The following is a 17,221-nucleotide window of genomic DNA, read 5'->3' as shown; positions in this document are numbered from 1 at the left end:
CGAACTAGTTGATTATGGACACAGCCCTGAAGAAGGGTCTGCTGGGCATGACGCTGGCCGAAGAAGAGCGCGAGATGGATTTGTCACGTTGTCGAGCGTGGCCGCGATGAGGCCGGCATTCGCCCGGCTCAGGCCGCGACGCCGGCCGCATCCCGCCATGCCGCGAACGCCTCGGCGCGAAAGCGACGGTGCGTGCGGGCGGTGGTGAGGTGGCGGCAGACGTTGAAGGTGTTGTAGGTCGCGGCGTGCATCGACAGGAACCGCTGCGCCGCGGCGGGCGACTTGAACTGTTGGAGCTTGCGCTCGCGTCGGCAAACCGGGACGTGCGAGCTCTCGGCCCGGTTGTTTTGCCGCTTGACCCTGATGTACTGCGGCGCCGAGGCCCAGATCGTGAAGTGCAGCGGCGTAGGCCGCACATTTGTCGCTGACCCACTCGTTCGGGGCGATCCCCTGCTTCCGGAGGAGCTTGCGCATTAGCTTGCGGGCGGCAGCCGCGTCCCGCCTCGCCTGAATCAGCACCTTGAGCACCTCACCCTCGGCATCGACGGCCCGCCAGAGATACATCGGCTTGCCGCCAATCCGGACGAACATCTCGTCGAGGTGCCAGCGCCGATGCGGCGTCGGCCGCCCTGCCCGAAGCCGACGTGCAATGGCCGGCCCGAACGTTGCCACCCACCGGCGGATCGTCTCGTACGACACCTCGATGCCGCGTTCGGCGAGGAGGTCCTCAACGTCGCGGTAGCTCAGGGTGAAGCGCAGGTACATCCAGACCGCACGCTGGATTACATCCGATGGAAAGCGGTAGCCGGTATAGCAGGGTTGGGCCATGGCAAACCGCTATGCTGCCAGCGAGCGCCCCGCAAGGCCGCGAACGTGACAAACCCGTGGCCCAGCACCGAGGCGCACATCAGCGCGATCACGTTGTCATGGTTGCCGGTCATTCCAGGATGATGACGAAGGCCGTCATCGGCGCCTGCACGACACCGGCAAAATATCCCGCCATGCCGAGCAGCGCAGCAATGCCGGCACTGGCGCCGAAGATTTGACCAAGCGCACTGCCGAGTCCCGCGCCCACAGCCAGGGACGGCGCGAAGATGCCGCCCGGAATGCCGGACACCATCGACAGCAGACTCGCCAGGAATTTTTCCGCGAAGAACAGAGGCGGCAGATACGTGCCTTCCACTGCGCTGCGCGCCTGCGCATAGCCGGTGCCGAAGGTCTGTCCGCCCGATTCAAGTCCGATTGCCGCTACAGCCACACCGCAGGCCAGCGCCATGATCAACAGGCGCGGCAGTGGTTGTTGCGCGCTCCAGCGCCGGATCCGGCGCATCAGCTTGAGCGCCAGCGCCGAAAAACCGGCTCCGACGGTGCCGCCGGCGATGCCGCAGGCGATTACCAATAACCAATCAGCGAGAGACACTGTGTCCCGCGTCAGACCGAAATAGGTGTAGTTGCCGAGCAGCCCGAGCGAGGCGAGACCAGCCAAAATCACCGCCGTCAGCACCAGACCGTTGGTGCGGGCTTCATAGGTGCGACCCATTTCTTCGATAGCGAAGACGATGCCGGCAAGCGGGGTGTTGAAAGCCGCCGCGATGCCGGCGGCCGACCCCGCCAGGATCAACCCACGCGCCTTGGCCATGCCCCCCCAACGCGCGGCCGCCAGCATGACGGAAGCGCCGACCTGCACGGTCGGTCCCTCGCGTCCGATGGAAGCACCGCAAAGCAGGCCGGCGATGGTCAGCAGGATTTTTCCGACAACGAGCCGCAGGGACAGGATACGGCCGCGGTCCTCATCATCGCGCAGGTGCCGTGCCGCGATCGCCTGCGGGATGCCGCTGCCTTGTGAGCCCGGGAAGAAGCGGAAGGCAATGAAGGCGCAAAGGGTGAAGCCCGCGGGTGTCAGCACCAACGGCAGGAAGCGCCACCAGCTGTTCCCGGCGACCGCCGCGCCGAACAATGCCTGTGCTTCGTCGGCCATTTTCGCAAAGCCGGCGCTGATGACGCCGATAGCGAGCGCTCCGACCCAGAACACCAATCGCGGCTGCCAGACGCGCCGGGAGCCCCACAAGAAGCGGGTGCGCCTGAGCAGCGGATGTCGTGAAAATGTGCGATGCATTTCTTTGCCTTAGACGATCTCGACACCTTCGGCCAGAACCCCAGCTTCCGCCCCTGATGGCAGGCTTGGCCGGCAGCAGGGTTGCCGGAAGCGTTCAAGGCGCCAGTCCCCAATACCGAACGTGCAGGGTCTGGCGATTGGCCAATGTTCCCGCTGGTATTCGGCCGGGAGCCGGGCCTAGCCGAACGTCACCGGTCCGCGCGCAGCGGGAATGCGCGCTACAACCTCGAGACAGAAGGCGGGTCCCGAACGAATCGAACTGGATGAAACGATCATCTCCGCTTCGCGCGCCGATTGGGCTTGGCCCGCATCCGCCCCGAGGGCTCCGCTTCAGTCTCGATCGGCCATTCATCCAATTCCGTCGCGGCAACGTCGCGGAGCGCAGCGAGTGCAGGCCCCAAGAGAGCCTGGTCAGCCCCCTCGTGATAGACGACGTGGACGGGATAGGTGAATTCCGGCGCCTGGGATACCCGCCGCAGCTTCCCGGTTCGTAGAAACGGTTGGGCGGTCCGGGACCGGAAGTATCCGGCGCCGCCGTTTTTCAGGATGAAGCTGAGCCCGAGCGGCCCCAAATCGACGAGCAGGCCCGGGTTGACGAGGTCGGGGAAATTCGTCCGATGGCTCGCGGCAAAGCGCGGCCCCCAGTCAACGAAGACGTAATCCGTCTGATCGAGCTCACTGTTCGGCTGCGTGGTGACGCAGACAAGCTTCTCGGTGAGAAGCTCCTCCACCCGCAGTCCGGGGCTTTGCGGGAGCTGGTACATGACCGCGATGTGCAGAACACCGTCGGAGACCTGCTTTGATAGCTCGCTGGCGATGCTGATTTCCGTGCGTATGGCGATGTGCGGCGCGCTCTGCCTCATCTTCAGAAGCCAATTCAGAAGCAGGGGGTTCCACAGGCTGAACTCGCCCCCCACGGCCAATGAGGCACGGCTCGAAGCCGGCCGCGCGACATCTTCGCAAGCTCTCCGCCACACTTCGACGAGGTTGGGAGCGTGCCGCAGGAACTGCTCGCCAGCTGGTGTCAACGTGGCGCCCGTCTTGCTGCGCGAGAACAGCTTCTGGCCGAGCTGACCTTCGAGGATCTTGATGCGTGCGCCCACGGTCGTCTGGGCGACATTCAGCCTCTCCGCGGCGCTGACGAAGCTTCCCGAATTCACGATCTCCAGGAAGGTCTGCGCAAAGCGGATGTCCATCACCCAATCCGTTCTCAGGAGGCATCGTGATCGATCTAGCAGAAAACCTGCATCATTTGATCAATGAATTTCACTTGTCGTGCACCTGATCGTGCGCCAAGCATGGGTCAGAGTTGCGGCGCTGCCGAGAGTAGTTGGCCGACGCGTGCGGTTGGGCTTGCGATGGACCGCTTCTGGCCGGATCCGCCGCGTCGGGCCGGCAACAAAAGAACAGAGGAGGTGCCAATGATGACCAAGGCGCTGAGCTGGTGGCGCAACTACCAGCCGTCAAAGGCGGTCTGGCTTGGGTCTTGCGCGGGAACCGTTGTCCTGACGATCATGCTCGGCTTCAACTTGGGAGGCTGGGCGACGCCTGCCGCTATGGATGAACAGGTCGAGCAGGCTCGGGCGGAGCTGGCAGCGACGATTTGCATGAACAGGTTCTTGGGAGCGCCTGACGCCGCGAAGCAGCTCTCAGCCCTGAAGGACGAGGCCCCCTGGCGTCAGGACGATTTCATCAGGAAAGGGACCTGGGCGAAGTTCGACAACATTGACAAGCCGATATCCGGGGCCGTTTCTCTTTGCGCCGACAAGCTGAGCGACGCCACCTTGCCCATTGCAGCGAAGCAGGCATCGAACGCCGTCAAAGAAGGCGAAACTGCCGTTGTCCGGTGATGCAGGCGGCCGATGCGATGACGGCGGCACCGCTTCGCGCGGTCGGTCCGGTAGATCCACGCCCCACCGGCTGACGCGAGTTTTGTCAGTTGATGACGCTGCGTTTCTTCGATCCTCGCTGGCGGCTTCGCTCAAGGGGCCGACCCGTGAGCTGGCCCTGATCATGCGTGAGCCCGACGGCGTCTCCGATATCTCACAGGCCGGCGGCGTCACGGTCCTGCTGACGGCCGACGACTATTCCGAGCCGTTCGTGGACGAGGCCTGCCGATCCATTCGAAACGAAGACACGACCATCACGATCATCATCACTCCGGGTTCGCGTGCGGAGACGAGCAGAGCTCCGCATGACGAGGACCTCACGGCGGCGGTGTCCGAGACACGGGAGCCTTTCGTCAATCGATACCCGGCAGGCAAGTTCCGGCGATGACGATCGTGACCGGGCGGGACTCGATCTGAGGAGACGTCGCCGGCACGAGTCTCTTCTCCACCATAGCCCGCATCCTGCCGTGCTCCCGATGCACGAAGCCATCCCGTTGAACGAGGACCGATTTACTCAATGAAGCGCCGACTTCGATCCCTTGCATGCACTTTGGCCGTTCTCGCATCTATCGCCGGAGCCACCCCGAGCTCTGCCAACGCACAACAAGTTCGGCACATCGAAACCGACGGCGCCTGGTTGTCGTTCCAGTTCCTCGAGAACGGGCACCCCGTCTGCTACATCGCCAGCCGCCCCACCAAGATTTTGCCGGCTGATGTCCGGCATGGAGATGTATTTCTCCTCGTCACCGATCGTCCGGCGGACCGGAGCAGAGAGGTCCCCAGCCTGATGGTGGGCTACACTTTCAAGGCGAACAGTGAAGTAAGGGCGGAGGTCGACAAGAGCCGTTTTCGCCTGTTCACCGACGGAAACGCCGCCTGGACAAATGGTCCCTCATCCGATCGAGCGCTGACGGCAGCGATGCGGGCCGGAGATACGATCCGCTTCCAGGCGACTTCTGCCCGGGGAACCCATACCTCCTATGTCTTCTCGCTTTCGGGAGTGACGGCGGCACTGCGACGCATCAGCAGCGCCTGTGAGGCATAGCCCTGACTGATGTGCAAAATTCACGCTCGACGATGCGAATCGAAGGACCGCATGAGTTCGGCGAGGTGGATCACGGTTCGGGGCGAACCTGTTGCTTCAGTTCGAGCGGCTCGCGGCCGCCGTATCGGATAGGAATCGCTGCCCGTCGTTCCCCGCTCGCAACAGCGGTCTAATTATTCGAGAACCGGCTCCATTGCGCTTCGGACCGCGGTGGCGAATTCGATGCGAGCAGTTGGCCGCACGAGCTCGAAAGCAGAAAGGCTTGGGACATGATTGTCGTGACGGCGCCGATCTCCATCGAGCATTTGTTGATGCCGGTCGGCCAGGAAACGGAAAGAGCGGCGGAGCTGGTCGCCGAGGGACGTGTCGACCCGGCCAATATCGAAGCCTTCGACGCGTTCACTGCCGGTCAGGCTGACTCGACCCTCCAGGTTCGCGGACATCATTCGATGATTCCATATCGGATCGGCGCGCTCTGTTCACCAAGCTGCTCGAGGGAGGATTGACCGCATTGAGAGTACGCGATCTACGAGTCTCCTCGGTACCTACAAACTGACGGCGAGTCTGTAAGGGTATCGGTGGTATCCTGTCCCCGCAACCAGACAGCCAAGCGCCCCGTCCCCTCGGACGGGGCGTTTGGCTGTCCGGCTGTGGGGATCGGTGAATGAACCTGTCGGTTCGGCCTGCAGGCTCGCGAAGCGAGCCGTAAGGCAACGCCGAAGGCGGTAAATCCTGTCCCCGCAACCAGATCCGATCCAAAAGCCCCGGTAACTCGACGAGTTGCCGGGGCTTTTGCTTTGCGTCTTCAGGCCGGCTCCAACAAAATCAATCACTTGCGCCCGCAGGCCCAGATCATCCGCAACCAGTTGTGCGGTGCTTGGCACCGCGCCTCGACGCCGACGTCGATCGCCCTCGCCGCGTCACGGACCGCAGAGTGGTGCCGGAAGCTTGCCCAGTGTCGACCGCAGGTGCCGCGCAACGACGACTTGACGAGTCCCGAGATTCTGCACATTAATCGATTAATAAGACCCGTCGCAGCATACATGAAGGCGGATTGCCGTGGGAGGAGACCGATGAGCTGGTTGAGGATGGGCGGGCTCGTCGTCAGCGCAGGGCTGGGTGTCCTGCTGGCGCGGGGGGCAGGGGCCGAGACGCTGACGCTCTATTGGAACGCCGGCCACGCCTATCAGGCCTATGCCGATGTGATCAAAAAATTCGAGTCCGATCATCCTGGCTGGACGGTGCGCTGGGAGAAGTTCCAGTGGCCCGACATGCGGACCAAGCTGGTCGCGGATTTCTCGGCCAAAAACCCGCCCGATCTCGTCGCCGAGCCCGGCGGCTGGGTGCAGGAGTTCGGGCAGCAGGGCTTGCTGACGCCACTCAACGACTTCGTCGCCGCGGATGGCGAGGCGATGGGCTTCCCGGCGGACTGGCAGCCCTATGCCGTGGATCGGAACAAGCTCGGCGACCAATATTACGGGGTTCAGATCCACCTGACCTGCGCCACGCTCGTCTACAATGTCGACATGCTGAGGGCGGCGGGCTTCGACGGGCCGCCCAAGACCTGGGAGGAGTTCCGGGCCGTGGCCAAGGCGACGACGTCGGGGGCGCGCTTCGGCTTCGCGCCCAACCCCAGCCTCGGCTACTACTGGTCCTGGTTCCTGCAGAACGGCGTCCGCTACTACGATCCGAAGACGAACAAGATCTCCCTCGACAGCCCTGAGGCGATCGGGGCGATCCAGTTCCTCGCCGACCTGATCCAGAAGGACAAGGTCGCCACCAAGCCCGTCGCCGGCGCGGATTACGAAGGGCCGCAGAAGCTCTTCACCGCCAACCGGGTCGCCATGATCGTCACCGGCCCGTGGGACGTGAAGCCGATCCGCTCCGGCAATCCGGGGCTCAACTGGGCGGTCGCGCCGTCGCTGGCGAACAAGGTCCAGGCGACCTTCGCCGGCGGGGTCAGCCTGATGATCCCAAAAGAGGCCCAGCATCCGAAGGAGGCCTGGGACTTGCTGAAGCGCCTGGTCGCGCTCGACACCGAGCTGGCCGCCACCAAGGAGGCCGGCATGACCATGCCGCGCAAATCCTGGGCGGAGAGCCCGGAGGTAAAGGCCGACCCGGTCATCGGCAGCTTCGCCCGATGCCTGCCCTATGCGCAGGATGTGACCGCCGAGCTGCGCCTCACCGGCAAGCACGCGCGGATCGACAAGCTGCTGCAGAGCACGCTGGAGGACATCGTCTACAACGGCGTGCCGGCGGCCGAGGCGATGCCGAAATTCACGGCGGAGGCCAACGCCGTGCTGGCGGGCCAGTAGGCCGATGGCGGTCGGCGGCAGCGCCGCGGCGGCGTTCGGGCCGGCGGTCCGACGGTGGGGCCGCCTGAGCCGCCGGGCGCGGCACACGATCGCGGCCTATCTGCTGCTGCTGCCGGCGATCCTCTACTTCGCCGTCTATTTCTTCTATCCGATCGCGCTCGAGTTCTGGGCCAGCCTGTACACCGGCCAGCCGCTGATCGGCGACAGCCGCTTCGCCGGCCTCGCCAACTACGCCGCGGCGCTCGGGGACGGCCGGGTCCGGCAGTCCGTCGTCGTGACCCTGGCCTTCTCGGTCGGGGTCACCGTCGCCAGCATCGCCATCGGCCTCGGCCTCGCGCTGCTGCTCAACCGGCCGCTGCCTGGGTTGGCAGTGTTCCGGGCGGTCATCTTCTTCCCCTACATCATCTCCTTCGTGATCGTCGCGCTGATGTGGCAGGCGATCCTCGATCCCTATACCGGCATCCTGAACGGGATCCTCGCCGGGATCGGCCTGCCGACGCAGGACTGGCTCGCCGATCCCACGACCGCGCTGCCGACCCTGATCGCCATCGCGGTGTGGAAGGATGTCGGCTACGCCATGCTGATCTATCTCGCGGCGCTGCAGTCGATCCCGTCCGACTTTCACGACGCCGCGGCGATCGACGGCGCCACGCCCGGCCAGCGGTTCCGGTACGTCACCTGGCCGCTGCTGACGCCGACGACGCTGTTCATCGCCGTGGTCAGCATGATCGCCCAGTTGCAGGAGCTGGCGCCGGCCTATCTGATCACCAAAGGCGGTCCGGCCGACGCGACGCGGCTGTTCAGCCTCCACGTCTTCGAGGCGGCCTTCTTCGAGCTCAACATCGGCTACGCCTCGGCGCTGGCGTTCCTGATGTTCCTGCTGATCCTGGCGGTCACCTTCATCCAGTTCCGCCTGCTGAACCGGGACATCAGCTATTGAGCGCCGCCGCGACCACACCGGTCGGGACGGCCGCGACCTATCTCCTGCTGCTGCTGGCGGCGGCGCTCTGCATCTTTCCCTTCCTCTACATGCTGTCGCTGTCGCTGCAGAGCGATGCCGACATCTTCAGCGGCCTGCCGATCCTGGTGCCCGAGACGCTGCAGTTCACGAACTACGTCGACATCTGGCAGAAGGCGCCCTTCGCCCGTTTCGTGCTGAACAGCATCATCGTCGCCGGCGGGATCACGCTGCTGCACCTGATCTTCGACCCGCTCGCCGGCTACGTCTTCGCCAAGCTGGAGTTCCCGGGCAAGCGCGTCCTGTTCGTCGCGGTGCTGTCGACGCTGATGATCCCGTTCTTCATCCGCATGATCCCGCTCTATGTCCTGACCGCGCGGATGGGTTGGCTCGACACCTATCAGGGGCTGATCGTGCCCTTCGCGATGAGCGCCTACGGCATCTTCCTGATGCGCCAGTTCATCCGCCCGATCCCGAGCGAGCTGATCGACGCGGCGCGCATCGACGGCTGCTCGGAGATCGGCATCTACTGGCGGATCGTGCTGCCGCAGGTGAAGCCCGCTCTGGCCACCCTGGCGCTGCTGACCTTCGTCTTCCAGTGGAACGAGTTCCTCTGGCCGCTGGTGGTGGTGAGCAGCACGGAGATGCGGCCGATCACCACCGGGCTGACGCTGTTCAACCAGGAATTCTTCACCCAGTGGAACATGACGGCGACGGGCGGGGTGATCCTCTTCGTCCCCAGCCTCGTCCTGTTCCTGTTCACCCAGCGCACCTTCGTCCGCAGCGTGATGCTGGCGGGCATGAAGTGACGGAGCCCGCTGCCGCCATGAACCGCCCGAACGTCATCGTCTTCTTCACCGACCAGCAGCGCTGGGACACCGTCGGCGCCCATGGCAACCCGCTGGACCTGACGCCGAATTTCGACCGGCTGGCCCGGACCGGCACCTTCGTCGCCAATTCCTTCACCTGCCAGCCGGTCTGCGGGCCCGCCCGCTCGGTGTTCCAGACCGGGCGCTATGCGACCGTGACCGGCTGCTACCGCAACGACATCCCGCTGCCGAAGGACGAGAAGACGCTGGCGCATCACTTCGAAGCCGCCGGCTACGACACCGCCTATATCGGCAAGTGGCATCTCGGCTCGGCCGAGCCGGTGGCGCCCGGGGAGCGCGGCGGCTACCGCCACTGGCTGGCCTCCAACATCCTGGAGTTCACCTCCGGCCCGTTCGACACGGTGGTGCACGACAATCACGGCCGGCCGGTGCGGCTGCCCGGCTACCGCGTCGACGCGCTGACCGACGCGGCGATCCGCTATGTCGCGACGCCGCGGGACGACCCGTTCTTCCTGTTCCTGTCCTTCCTCGAGCCGCACCACCAGAACCAGACGGACAACTACCCGGCGCCGCTGGGCTATGAGGAGCGGATCCGCCGCAAGCTCGCCGTGCCCGGCGACCTGGCGGCTCTCGGCGGCTCCACGGCGGCGCATCTGCCCGGCTATCTCGGCATGGTGGCGCGCCTCGACGAGGCGTTCGGCCGGCTGGTCGAGGTGCTGTACAGCCTGGGGCTGCTGGAGGACACGATCATCCTCTTCACCTCCGACCATGGCTGCCATTTCAAGACCCGCAACAACGAGTACAAGCGGTCCTGCCACGAGGCGTCGATCCGGGTGCCGACGCTGTTCCACGGGCCGGGCTTCGAGAATGTCGGCGCCTTCGACGGGCTGGTGAGCCTCGTCGACCTCGCGCCGACCCTGCTCGACGCCGCGGGGCTCTCTGTCCCGGAGACGATGCAGGGACGCTCGCTGCTCCGCACGATCAGAGGAGCCGAGGCGCCGCGTGAAGACGTCTTCGTCCAGATCAGCGAGCACCATGTCGGCCGCGCCCTGCGCACCCGCCGCTGGAAATACGAGGTCGAGGCGCCGGGCGGGGACGGCTGGAACGACCCGGCGAGCGACCTCTATGCGGAGGCGCGGCTCTACGACCTCGAGGCGGATCCGAACGAGCTCCGCAACCTCGTCGCCTCGCCCGCCCATGCCGAGACGCGGGCGGCGCTGCGGGGCCGTCTCCTGGCCCTGATGGAGGAGGCGGGCGAGACGCGGTCCGAGATCCTTCCCGTCGAGAGCAGAAATTGGCATGAAGGGCTGGTGAGCGAGGGCTGATCCCGCTCCGGACCGCCGAGGGCATGGACGACAGCAGCGCCGAACGGAAGCGGGCACCGACCATGGCCGACGTTGCCCGTCGCGCCGGGGTCTCGACGGCCGCCGTCTCCTATTTCCTGAGCGGCGACAGCAAGCAGCTGAGATTCGTCGGCCAGGAGGCGCGTCAGCGCATCCTGGACGCGGTGACGGAGCTGAACTACGTCCAGAACCGCGCCGCCCGTCAGCTCCGTCGCCGGCGGGCCGAGCGCATCGCTCTCCTTCTGCCGCGCCTCGGCGTGCCTTTCAGTGACCGCATCGCCCGGGACGTGCAGTCCGCGGCGGCCGCCAGCGGCTTCTCCACCATCATCGCGGCTGGCGACACGCCCGAGCGGGTGGACCGGATCGTGCGCGAGATCGAGAGCGGCCTGGCCGATGGCGCGATCGCCGATTGGCAGCACCTGCCCGAAGCCGAGGTCGTGCGGTTCGCGGACCGCCTCTCGGCCGCGGGGCGGCCGGCCGTGGTCTTCCATCCCTCGGTGGAGCCGGCGGGCTTTTCCGTCGTCCGCCAGCACACGGCCGAGGCGGTCGGGATGGCGCTCGACCACCTGTACGAGGCCGGCCACCGCCGCATCGCCTATATGCAGCACGACAAGGCGGCGGAGGGCAGCCGGGTCGCCGCGTATCGGCGGTTCGTCGCTGCGCGGACCCTGCCGCTGGAGCCCGTCCTTCTGGTCGGCGGCGCGGAGGCGCGCAAGGCCGCCTTTGCCAATGCCAGGACGCTCGCGTCGATGCCGCGGCCGCCGACGGCGCTCTTCGTCGAATCCGACCTCGCCGCCGTCACCGCCATCCATGCCTTCGAGGAGATGGGGCTCGCTGTTCCCGGAGACATCGCGGTCATCGGCTGCGGCAATATCGAGGAAGGCGAGTTCAGCCATCCGGCACTGACGACGATCGGCCCCGAGACGACCCGCTATGACCGCCTCGCCGATCATCTGATCGCCCTGATCACCAGCCGCGCGGGCGAGGCCCCGACGATTTTCGACGTGCCGTGGCGGCTTGTCCTTCGGGCCTCTGCATGAGCAAGAACACACGCCCGGATCACCGCCGAAGCGCGATCGTCAGCACGGATTTGAGCGCCTGGCCGGTTTCGAGGAACGGCATCGCATCGATCGGGGACCCGCCGCGGCGGATCTCGTAGTGCAGGTGCGGGCCGGTCGACTGCCCGGTCGACCCGAGCGCACCGATCACCGAGGCGGCCGTCACCGTCTCGCCCTTGGTCACGGCGATCGACTGCAGATGCGCGTAGCGGCTGGTCAACCCGTCGTCGTGCTCGATCTCGACGGAGTTGCCGTACCCGCCCGCCACATCCGCGAAGACGACGCGGCCGGATCCGGTCGCGAAGATCGGCGTCCCGGCGGCGGCCACGAAGTCCGATCCGGCATGCAGCGTCACCACGCCGGTGATCGGGTGCGTCCGCATGCCGAACGGGCTCGACAGGCGATAGGGCGTGCGCAGCGGCACGGCGAGCGGCAGACGCGGAAGCCGCGCCGCCAGGAGCCGGGCGCGGGCGTCGAGCGGCCCCGGGGCGAAAGGCTGCGCCGGCGAAGGGCCGTCCCCGACCGGCGGCAGGCCGAGCCGGGCCAGGGCACGGTCCAGCGCCCCCACCGCCACGGCGAGCCGCGCCACCTGGGCCAGCCGGCGATCCGTTGCCTCCAGATCCTGCGGCGACAGGCCCGGGAGGCTGGCCGTCTCGATCGAGGCGGAGGTCATGCGGGCCTCCTCCGGTCCCGACGGGGCCTGCTCCGGGCGCCGAAGGACGAGGCCGATGATCACCGCCGTGAGCAGGGCAAGAACCAGGGTTGCGGCGATCAGCGCAGGTGACGCCCGCGGGGAGGGAACGTCCGGTGGCGGTGCCGCCGCGGCAGAGGCCGCCGGCGGGATCGCGACGATCACGGCGGCGCCGTCACCGGTGGACGCCGTCAGGGTCGTGGCCAGCTCCCGTGTCGCGAGATCCGGTGGCTGGTCCCGCAGGCTGCCGATGATCGCGCCGTCATCCAGCGCGGCGCGCAGCCTGCCGGACATGAGAAGCAGCCGGTCGCCATCATCGACCTCGGCCCGCGCCGTCGCGATCCGCAATCCGGCATGCCGGCCGATCGGGGCGGCATCCGCCGCCGTCGCGCCGGCTGTCGCCGGGGAAGGCCGGGTCAGTGCGGACAGCCCGTCCCGTCGGCAGCGATAGACGTGGCAGTCGCCGGCCTGCAGACAGAGAACATGGCGCCCGCTGAGCAGCATCACGGCGACGTCGACGCCGGCCGGCCCGCTGTCCGATCGCAGCCGGTGGTGCAGCCGCAGATTTTCGCGGTCGAGCCGCTGATGCACCATGCGTGCCAGATCCGCGGGGCCCGTACCTCCGGGCAATGCATCGAGCGCCGCCAGGATCGCACGGGCGCCTTCCGCGCTGGCCGGCCGGGGGGATGTCGGCTCCGCCACCGCCCAGAGGCCGATCTCCGGCCGGCAGAGGAAGGCGCCGCCGTCGGCCCGGCCGCCGGCGGCGGCGGAGATGCCGGCGCATGCGATCCGGAATGCAGGCCGGGGATCCATCAGTCCAGCGCCGGCGCGGGGCCGGCCGTGCCCGTCGGCAGGCTGCCGGCCCTGTCGATGAACGGTCGTGCGGCTTCGGTCAGTGCGTCGAAGCCGGGCAGGGCCGGCTGTTGCCCGAGCGTCTCGAGCCAGGAATAGCGGCGGTCGATGGACGCCCAGGGCCGGGCACCGCCGAGCCTCTCCGCCAAGGCGTCGAGCCGGGCCGCTGCGGCGGGATCGGACGGGCGATCGAGCAGCGTCGCGTGTCGCGCGGCGATGACGAAGCGGAGAAGCGGTCCGGGGGACCGGGTCAGCGCCTCGACGATGCGGGCCGACGCGTCCGGATCCGAGGTCTGGGGCGACAGCTCCAGATCGCCGAGCAGCGGGTCCCAGGCCCGGGCCAGATCGTCGAGGTAGCGGTCCAGGACTTCGCGGACCAGCCCGCCGCCTGTCGTCTCCGGCTCGGCCGCATCGCCCAGCACCCAGGCGTCGGCGGCGATCGAGGCGGAGACGTTGCCGAGCGCGGGAACGAGGACGGTGCGGAAGCCGTCGGCGGTCAGCAGGCCCGGAATCGGCGTCGCCAGAGACATCCCGGACCGCCGCCGCACCGGCCAGCCGTCCGGCCCGAGCGCCAGGTCCGCCCGGAACGCCGGCAGGGCCTGCGCCGCGTCGGAGGTGCGGATGGCGGCATAGGCCCTGGCCGACAGCGGCTCGCGGCGAAGCCGGGTGCGGATCCGCGCCACGGCGCCGTCGTCGAGCCGGGGCGCCAGGCGCGGTTCGGCGGCCAGGGCGCGGTCGAGCTGGCGTCCGAGGGCGGCGCGCGTCGCCGCCTGCTCGTCCGCCGGCAGGGCCAGCGCCCAGTCCACCGCGGCCCAGAGCCGGATCAACTGGTCCTGGCGCCGGCCGGCCCCGGCTATTCCCAGGGCCGCCTTCAGACCGTCGAAGGCGAGCTCGGGATCGACGTCCGGCCGGTCGATGCGGCGGAGGATCCGAAGCCCCAGGCGGCGCAGGAACGCATCGCCGAGCAACGTGCGGTCGTGGTCCGCGGTGGCTTCGGCGACGCGGCGCAGCCGGCCGCCGTTCGGAACCAGTGCACGCCACCATGGAGCGGCGCCCGGCCCCGAGGCGACCGGTGACGCTGCCAGGGCGTCGAGCGCGGGCAGCGCCGCCGCGGGGTCGTCCGAAGCGGCATCGGCCGCCGGCGTCAGGGATCGGGCCGTGGCAAGGCTCGATTCGGCCAGTCCGATCCGATGCGCGTTGGACAGGTGAATCGCCATGAGCGCGGCGACGGCCAGGACCAGCAGCCCGGCTGCGATCGAAGCGGCCCCATGCGTGCGTCCCATGACGTCACCTCTGCGTCGTCGTCATCGCGTCAGGTCGTCGACCAGGCTTTGCGGATCCGCGCCGCCGCTCTGACGCATGCGCTGCATGTGCAGGACGAAGATGTCGACGAAGGGAAGCAGCCCGGTCGAGGCGCGCGCCTGCAGTTCCGCCTTCAGGGTCGGGACCTGGGTCGAGACGATCTCGTCCGAATAGTCGTTGGCGGTGCTGACGACCGTGTCGATGTAGGTCTCGCGGGAGGTGCGGACGGTGTCCGCCAGCGCGTCGCGCTGGCCTTCCATCTGCCGGATCGACGCCTCCGCCTGGGCTACCATGCGCTGCGTCTCGGCATCGTTGGCGCGGCGGGCCTGCATCTGGCGCAGGGCCGGCCGCGCCACCTCCTCGATCGCCTTGCTGACGGCGTCCAGCCTCTGCTGGTCGGTCCGCAGCTTGTTGCCGAGCAGGGCGCCGACATTGATCAGCGAGCGGATGGTGCGATTGCGGGCATCGTTGCGCTCGACCAGCGCTTCCCGGATCGCCTGGCCGACGCCGCGCAGATCCGTCCGCATCGCGTCGTCCGGTGCCGTGTCCGCCAGCCGGTCCAGGGTCGACAGCGCGTCGTCCTCGCGGCGTGCGCTCGCGGTGGCGATGCCGGCCGAGGGCATGGCGAGCCATTCCCGCTCGATCGCCTGGAGCCGCTCCGGCGAGGCGATGACCGGCGCGGCGACGACCAGCCGCAGGCCGAGCTGGCGCGTCGCCGTCGGCCGGCCGTCGCGCGCCGCGTAATAGGGCATCTCGACCCGCATGCCCGACCGGATCTGGGCCAGGGGCATGGTGAAATCCCCGCCGCGCGCGATGAAGCCGCCGGCCTGGCCGTGCAGCCGGCCGCGGCGGTTCAGCCGGAACGGCTCCACCATCATCTCGGCGGCGTTGCCCAGGATGTCGTGCAGGCCGAGCGGGTTGGGCTTCAGGAGGCCGATCGGGTGCAGCCGGCCCTCGGCCGATCCGGTTCCCTGATACCAGAGATATTCGGCCGGAGTGCCGTCCGGCATCGGAAAACGCGCTGCCAGGAACTCCTCGGCCGAAACCGCCATGCCGCCCCGCGCGGCGTATTCCCATTCGGTTTCCGTCGGCAGGCGCAGAAAGCCGGGCGACCCCGCCTCGTTCGGCAGCGCGTCCCGCGCATTGGCCAGCAGCCATTGGCTGTAGCGGTCGGCGAAGGCGACGGCATCGAGCCAGGAGATGCCCGTCTTCGGCACCCGCATGCGCATCGACGTCTCGGGGCAGCCGTCGCCGGCCAGGGCCTGCCACTGCGCCTGCGTGATCTCGTATTTGCCCAGCAGGAAGGACCGGACGCCGGCGATGTCCGGATCGGTGAAGGACCCCGCCACCTCGTCGAAGCGGCGGTCGTCCAGGAAGCCGAGATCGGACTGCGCGTCGCCGACCTGCACGCGCACGTCGTCGAGGAATCCGGCGGAGGGCAGATCGATCCGCCGGAAGGCCATGGCGCCGCCGCAGGGCATCGGCAGCAGGACGTCCCCGTCATGGGGCGCCGGGTTGTAGGCTTCGGCCGGCCAAGTGGTCTCCGCCGCCGCCGATGCCGACAGGACCAGCGCCGCGGCCAGCGCGGCTGCGAACCAGAGGGGGCGGTCAGACATCGCGCAGCCCTTCGGAAGGTTGGATGCCGGCAGCCAGCGCGCTGGCCCAGCCGGCGGACAGGACGGCGGTCGCGATCGTCGCGGCGACGGCGACGGCGATGTGGCCGGGCAGGAGCCGGCAGATCTTCTCCCCGGGCTGCAGGCTTTCGGCGAAGACCGCGTTCAGCGACGCCGAGGCCAGCTGGAAGGCACCGATGGCGAGCAGGCTGCCGAGCAGCGCGATCAGGACCGACTGGGTCACCGGGAAGGTGATCAGGGACCGCGTCGGCAGGCCGAGCAGCCGCAGCATCGCGAGATCGCGTCGCTTGCGCTCGACATGGCCCCGCAGGCCCGCGGCGAGCGATGCCAGGTAACCCAGCGCGCCGCAGCCGGCAATCAGCCAGAACGCGATGCCCAGATTGCGGTCCAGGGCCTGCATCTGTCCGATCTCCGCCGCGGCGGTCCGGACCTCGATGCCGCGCTGCTTCAGATCCCGCTCGAGCCCCTGCACGTCGTAGATCGAGCGCGCATAGAGCCGGAAGCGGGCGAAGATTCGCCCTGTCGCGGCGGGCGCATCCCCGTCCCAGCCCCGATCGGGGACGGCGAGGCCGTCGCGCCAGTCCTCGGTGGCGACGAGCAGGTCGAGCGGGGCCAGGACGGCCTCGGCCGGGCCGACCGGGGCGTCGGTGATGCCGGCCACGGTCAGCGGCAGGCGTTCGGCCTCGATGCGGCCGATGCGCTGGCGGGTGATCTCGGCCCGCAGCCGCGCTCCCTCGGCGACGCCGAGCGCCTCGGCCAGCCGGCGGGTCAGCACGGCGCCGTCCCGGGCGGGCGGTGGGGCCCGGCCCAGGAGCGGGTCGCCGCTGCCGGTCGGCAGGAGAGGGATCGCCGAGACCGGAGGTCCGCCGCCCTCGGCCCTGAGCCGGGTGAAGTTCGCCGCGATCGACCGCGTCGCCGGCACCACGAAGGCGATCCTGGGATCCGCCGCGAGCGCCGCGAAGAACGCATCGTCGTAACGGCCGCTGCCGGCCGGGGCGATCTCGCGGTTTCGCGGATCCTCGATCAGCCGCTGCGCCATGGTGTCGATGAGGCCGAAGCGCAGGCCGAACAGGACCAGAAGTGGCGCCAGGACGGCGGCGAGCCCCAGGATCTGGCAGAGACCGATGCGCCAGTCATGCGCGAAATCCTGCATGGCGAGACGCGCCGCGAGCGTGATCCGGGCCACGC

15 protein-coding genes and 1 pseudogene are annotated in these 17,221 nt (G+C 68.2%); 9 read left to right on the top strand and 7 right to left on the bottom strand.

What is annotated here, in order from left to right; translation table 11 throughout:
• Positions 1-128: 128 nt before the first annotated feature.
• From ACFW16_RS01445 to ACFW16_RS01435, 3 genes and pseudogenes are all read right to left on the bottom strand, one after another.
• Positions 129-828 (bottom strand): annotated as a pseudogene (locus ACFW16_RS01445) (IS6 family transposase).
• 109 nt (positions 829-937) lie between these two features.
• Complete coding sequence (locus ACFW16_RS01440) at positions 938-2,032, bottom strand: chloride channel protein (RefSeq protein ID WP_380301120.1); 1,095 nt, start codon at positions 2,030-2,032, stop codon at positions 938-940.
• A 356-nt stretch (positions 2,033-2,388) separates the two neighbouring features.
• Entirely contained in the window at positions 2,389-3,312 is a 924-nt protein-coding gene (locus tag ACFW16_RS01435) for a LysR family transcriptional regulator (RefSeq protein ID WP_380301118.1), read from the bottom strand.
• Positions 3,313-3,540: 228 nt separating this feature from the next.
• Between ACFW16_RS01435 and ACFW16_RS01430 the strand changes: the two genes are divergently transcribed.
• From ACFW16_RS01430 to ACFW16_RS01390, 9 genes are all read left to right on the top strand, one after another.
• On the top strand, positions 3,541-3,966 hold the full coding sequence (locus ACFW16_RS01430) for a hypothetical protein (RefSeq protein WP_380301116.1): 426 nt from the start codon (positions 3,541-3,543) through the stop codon (positions 3,964-3,966).
• 163 nt (positions 3,967-4,129) lie between these two features.
• Positions 4,130-4,393, top strand: coding sequence for a hypothetical protein (locus ACFW16_RS01425; protein WP_380301114.1), 264 nt, complete (start codon positions 4,130-4,132; stop codon positions 4,391-4,393).
• A gap of 129 nt (positions 4,394-4,522) precedes the next feature.
• A complete protein-coding gene (locus ACFW16_RS01420; protein WP_380301112.1) occupies positions 4,523-5,050 on the top strand; it encodes an invasion associated locus B family protein in 528 nt (175 codons plus the stop codon).
• Positions 5,051-5,328: 278 nt separating this feature from the next.
• Entirely contained in the window at positions 5,329-5,556 is a 228-nt protein-coding gene (locus ACFW16_RS01415; protein WP_380301110.1) for a hypothetical protein, read from the top strand.
• A gap of 567 nt (positions 5,557-6,123) precedes the next feature.
• Complete coding sequence (locus ACFW16_RS01410; protein WP_380301108.1) at positions 6,124-7,365, top strand: extracellular solute-binding protein; 1,242 nt, start codon at positions 6,124-6,126, stop codon at positions 7,363-7,365.
• Between the two features lie 4 nt (positions 7,366-7,369).
• On the top strand, positions 7,370-8,305 hold the full coding sequence (locus ACFW16_RS01405; protein WP_380301106.1) for a carbohydrate ABC transporter permease: 936 nt from the start codon (positions 7,370-7,372) through the stop codon (positions 8,303-8,305).
• Positions 8,302-9,132: a carbohydrate ABC transporter permease gene (locus tag ACFW16_RS01400; protein ID WP_380301104.1), complete on the top strand. Its 831-nt coding sequence runs from the start codon at positions 8,302-8,304 to the stop codon at positions 9,130-9,132. Before ACFW16_RS01405 ends, ACFW16_RS01400 begins: the two co-directional genes overlap by 4 nt.
• Before the next feature lie 17 nt (positions 9,133-9,149).
• Positions 9,150-10,478, top strand: a complete 1,329-nt coding sequence (locus ACFW16_RS01395; RefSeq protein ID WP_380301102.1) for a sulfatase-like hydrolase/transferase — start codon at positions 9,150-9,152, stop codon at positions 10,476-10,478.
• A 23-nt stretch (positions 10,479-10,501) separates the two neighbouring features.
• Positions 10,502-11,536: a LacI family DNA-binding transcriptional regulator gene (locus ACFW16_RS01390; protein ID WP_380301100.1), complete on the top strand. Its 1,035-nt coding sequence runs from the start codon at positions 10,502-10,504 to the stop codon at positions 11,534-11,536.
• 19 nt (positions 11,537-11,555) lie between these two features.
• Here ACFW16_RS01390 and ACFW16_RS01385 read toward each other — a convergent pair whose 3' ends face one another.
• The 4 genes from ACFW16_RS01385 to ACFW16_RS01370 are packed head-to-tail and all read right to left on the bottom strand — an operon-like array spanning position 11,556 to position 17,219.
• Positions 11,556-13,058 (bottom strand): peptidoglycan DD-metalloendopeptidase family protein, encoded by a 1,503-nt coding sequence (locus ACFW16_RS01385; protein WP_380301098.1) that lies wholly within the window; start codon positions 13,056-13,058, stop codon positions 11,556-11,558.
• Positions 13,058-14,380 carry an ImcF-related family protein gene (locus ACFW16_RS01380; RefSeq protein ID WP_380301096.1) on the bottom strand — a complete coding sequence of 441 codons (1,323 nt, stop codon included), beginning with the start codon at positions 14,378-14,380 and terminating at the stop codon, positions 13,058-13,060. Before ACFW16_RS01380 ends, ACFW16_RS01385 begins: the two co-directional genes overlap by 1 nt.
• Positions 14,381-14,401: 21 nt before the next feature.
• Positions 14,402-16,015, bottom strand: a complete 1,614-nt coding sequence (locus ACFW16_RS01375; protein ID WP_380301094.1) for a formylglycine-generating enzyme family protein — start codon at positions 16,013-16,015, stop codon at positions 14,402-14,404.
• On the bottom strand, positions 16,008-17,219 hold the full coding sequence (locus ACFW16_RS01370; protein WP_380301092.1) for an ABC transporter permease: 1,212 nt from the start codon (positions 17,217-17,219) through the stop codon (positions 16,008-16,010). Before ACFW16_RS01370 ends, ACFW16_RS01375 begins: the two co-directional genes overlap by 8 nt.
• Positions 17,220-17,221: the final 2 nt, after the last annotated feature.

The organism is Inquilinus sp. NPDC058860, from assembly GCF_042743185.1.
Taxonomy (GTDB): Bacteria; Pseudomonadota; Alphaproteobacteria; order DSM-16000; family Inquilinaceae; genus Inquilinus.
This window is presented reverse-complemented; position numbering and strand designations above follow the sequence as displayed.

Coding starts and splice junctions, on each gene's coding strand:
- ACFW16_RS01405 (WP_380301106.1), top strand. CDS start 7,370: ATGGCGGTCGGCGGCAGCGCCGCGGCGGCGTTCGGGCCGGCGGTCCGA.
- ACFW16_RS01385 (WP_380301098.1), bottom strand. CDS start 13,058: ATGGATCCCCGGCCTGCATTCCGGATCGCATGCGCCGGCATCTCCGCC.
- ACFW16_RS01435 (WP_380301118.1), bottom strand. CDS start 3,312: ATGGACATCCGCTTTGCGCAGACCTTCCTGGAGATCGTGAATTCGGGA.
- ACFW16_RS01395 (WP_380301102.1), top strand. CDS start 9,150: ATGAACCGCCCGAACGTCATCGTCTTCTTCACCGACCAGCAGCGCTGG.
- ACFW16_RS01420 (WP_380301112.1), top strand. CDS start 4,523: ATGAAGCGCCGACTTCGATCCCTTGCATGCACTTTGGCCGTTCTCGCA.
- ACFW16_RS01430 (WP_380301116.1), top strand. CDS start 3,541: ATGACCAAGGCGCTGAGCTGGTGGCGCAACTACCAGCCGTCAAAGGCG.
- ACFW16_RS01380 (WP_380301096.1), bottom strand. CDS start 14,380: ATGGGACGCACGCATGGGGCCGCTTCGATCGCAGCCGGGCTGCTGGTC.
- ACFW16_RS01410 (WP_380301108.1), top strand. CDS start 6,124: ATGAGCTGGTTGAGGATGGGCGGGCTCGTCGTCAGCGCAGGGCTGGGT.
- ACFW16_RS01390 (WP_380301100.1), top strand. CDS start 10,502: ATGGACGACAGCAGCGCCGAACGGAAGCGGGCACCGACCATGGCCGAC.
- ACFW16_RS01375 (WP_380301094.1), bottom strand. CDS start 16,015: ATGTCTGACCGCCCCCTCTGGTTCGCAGCCGCGCTGGCCGCGGCGCTG.
- ACFW16_RS01425 (WP_380301114.1), top strand. CDS start 4,130: ATGCGTGAGCCCGACGGCGTCTCCGATATCTCACAGGCCGGCGGCGTC.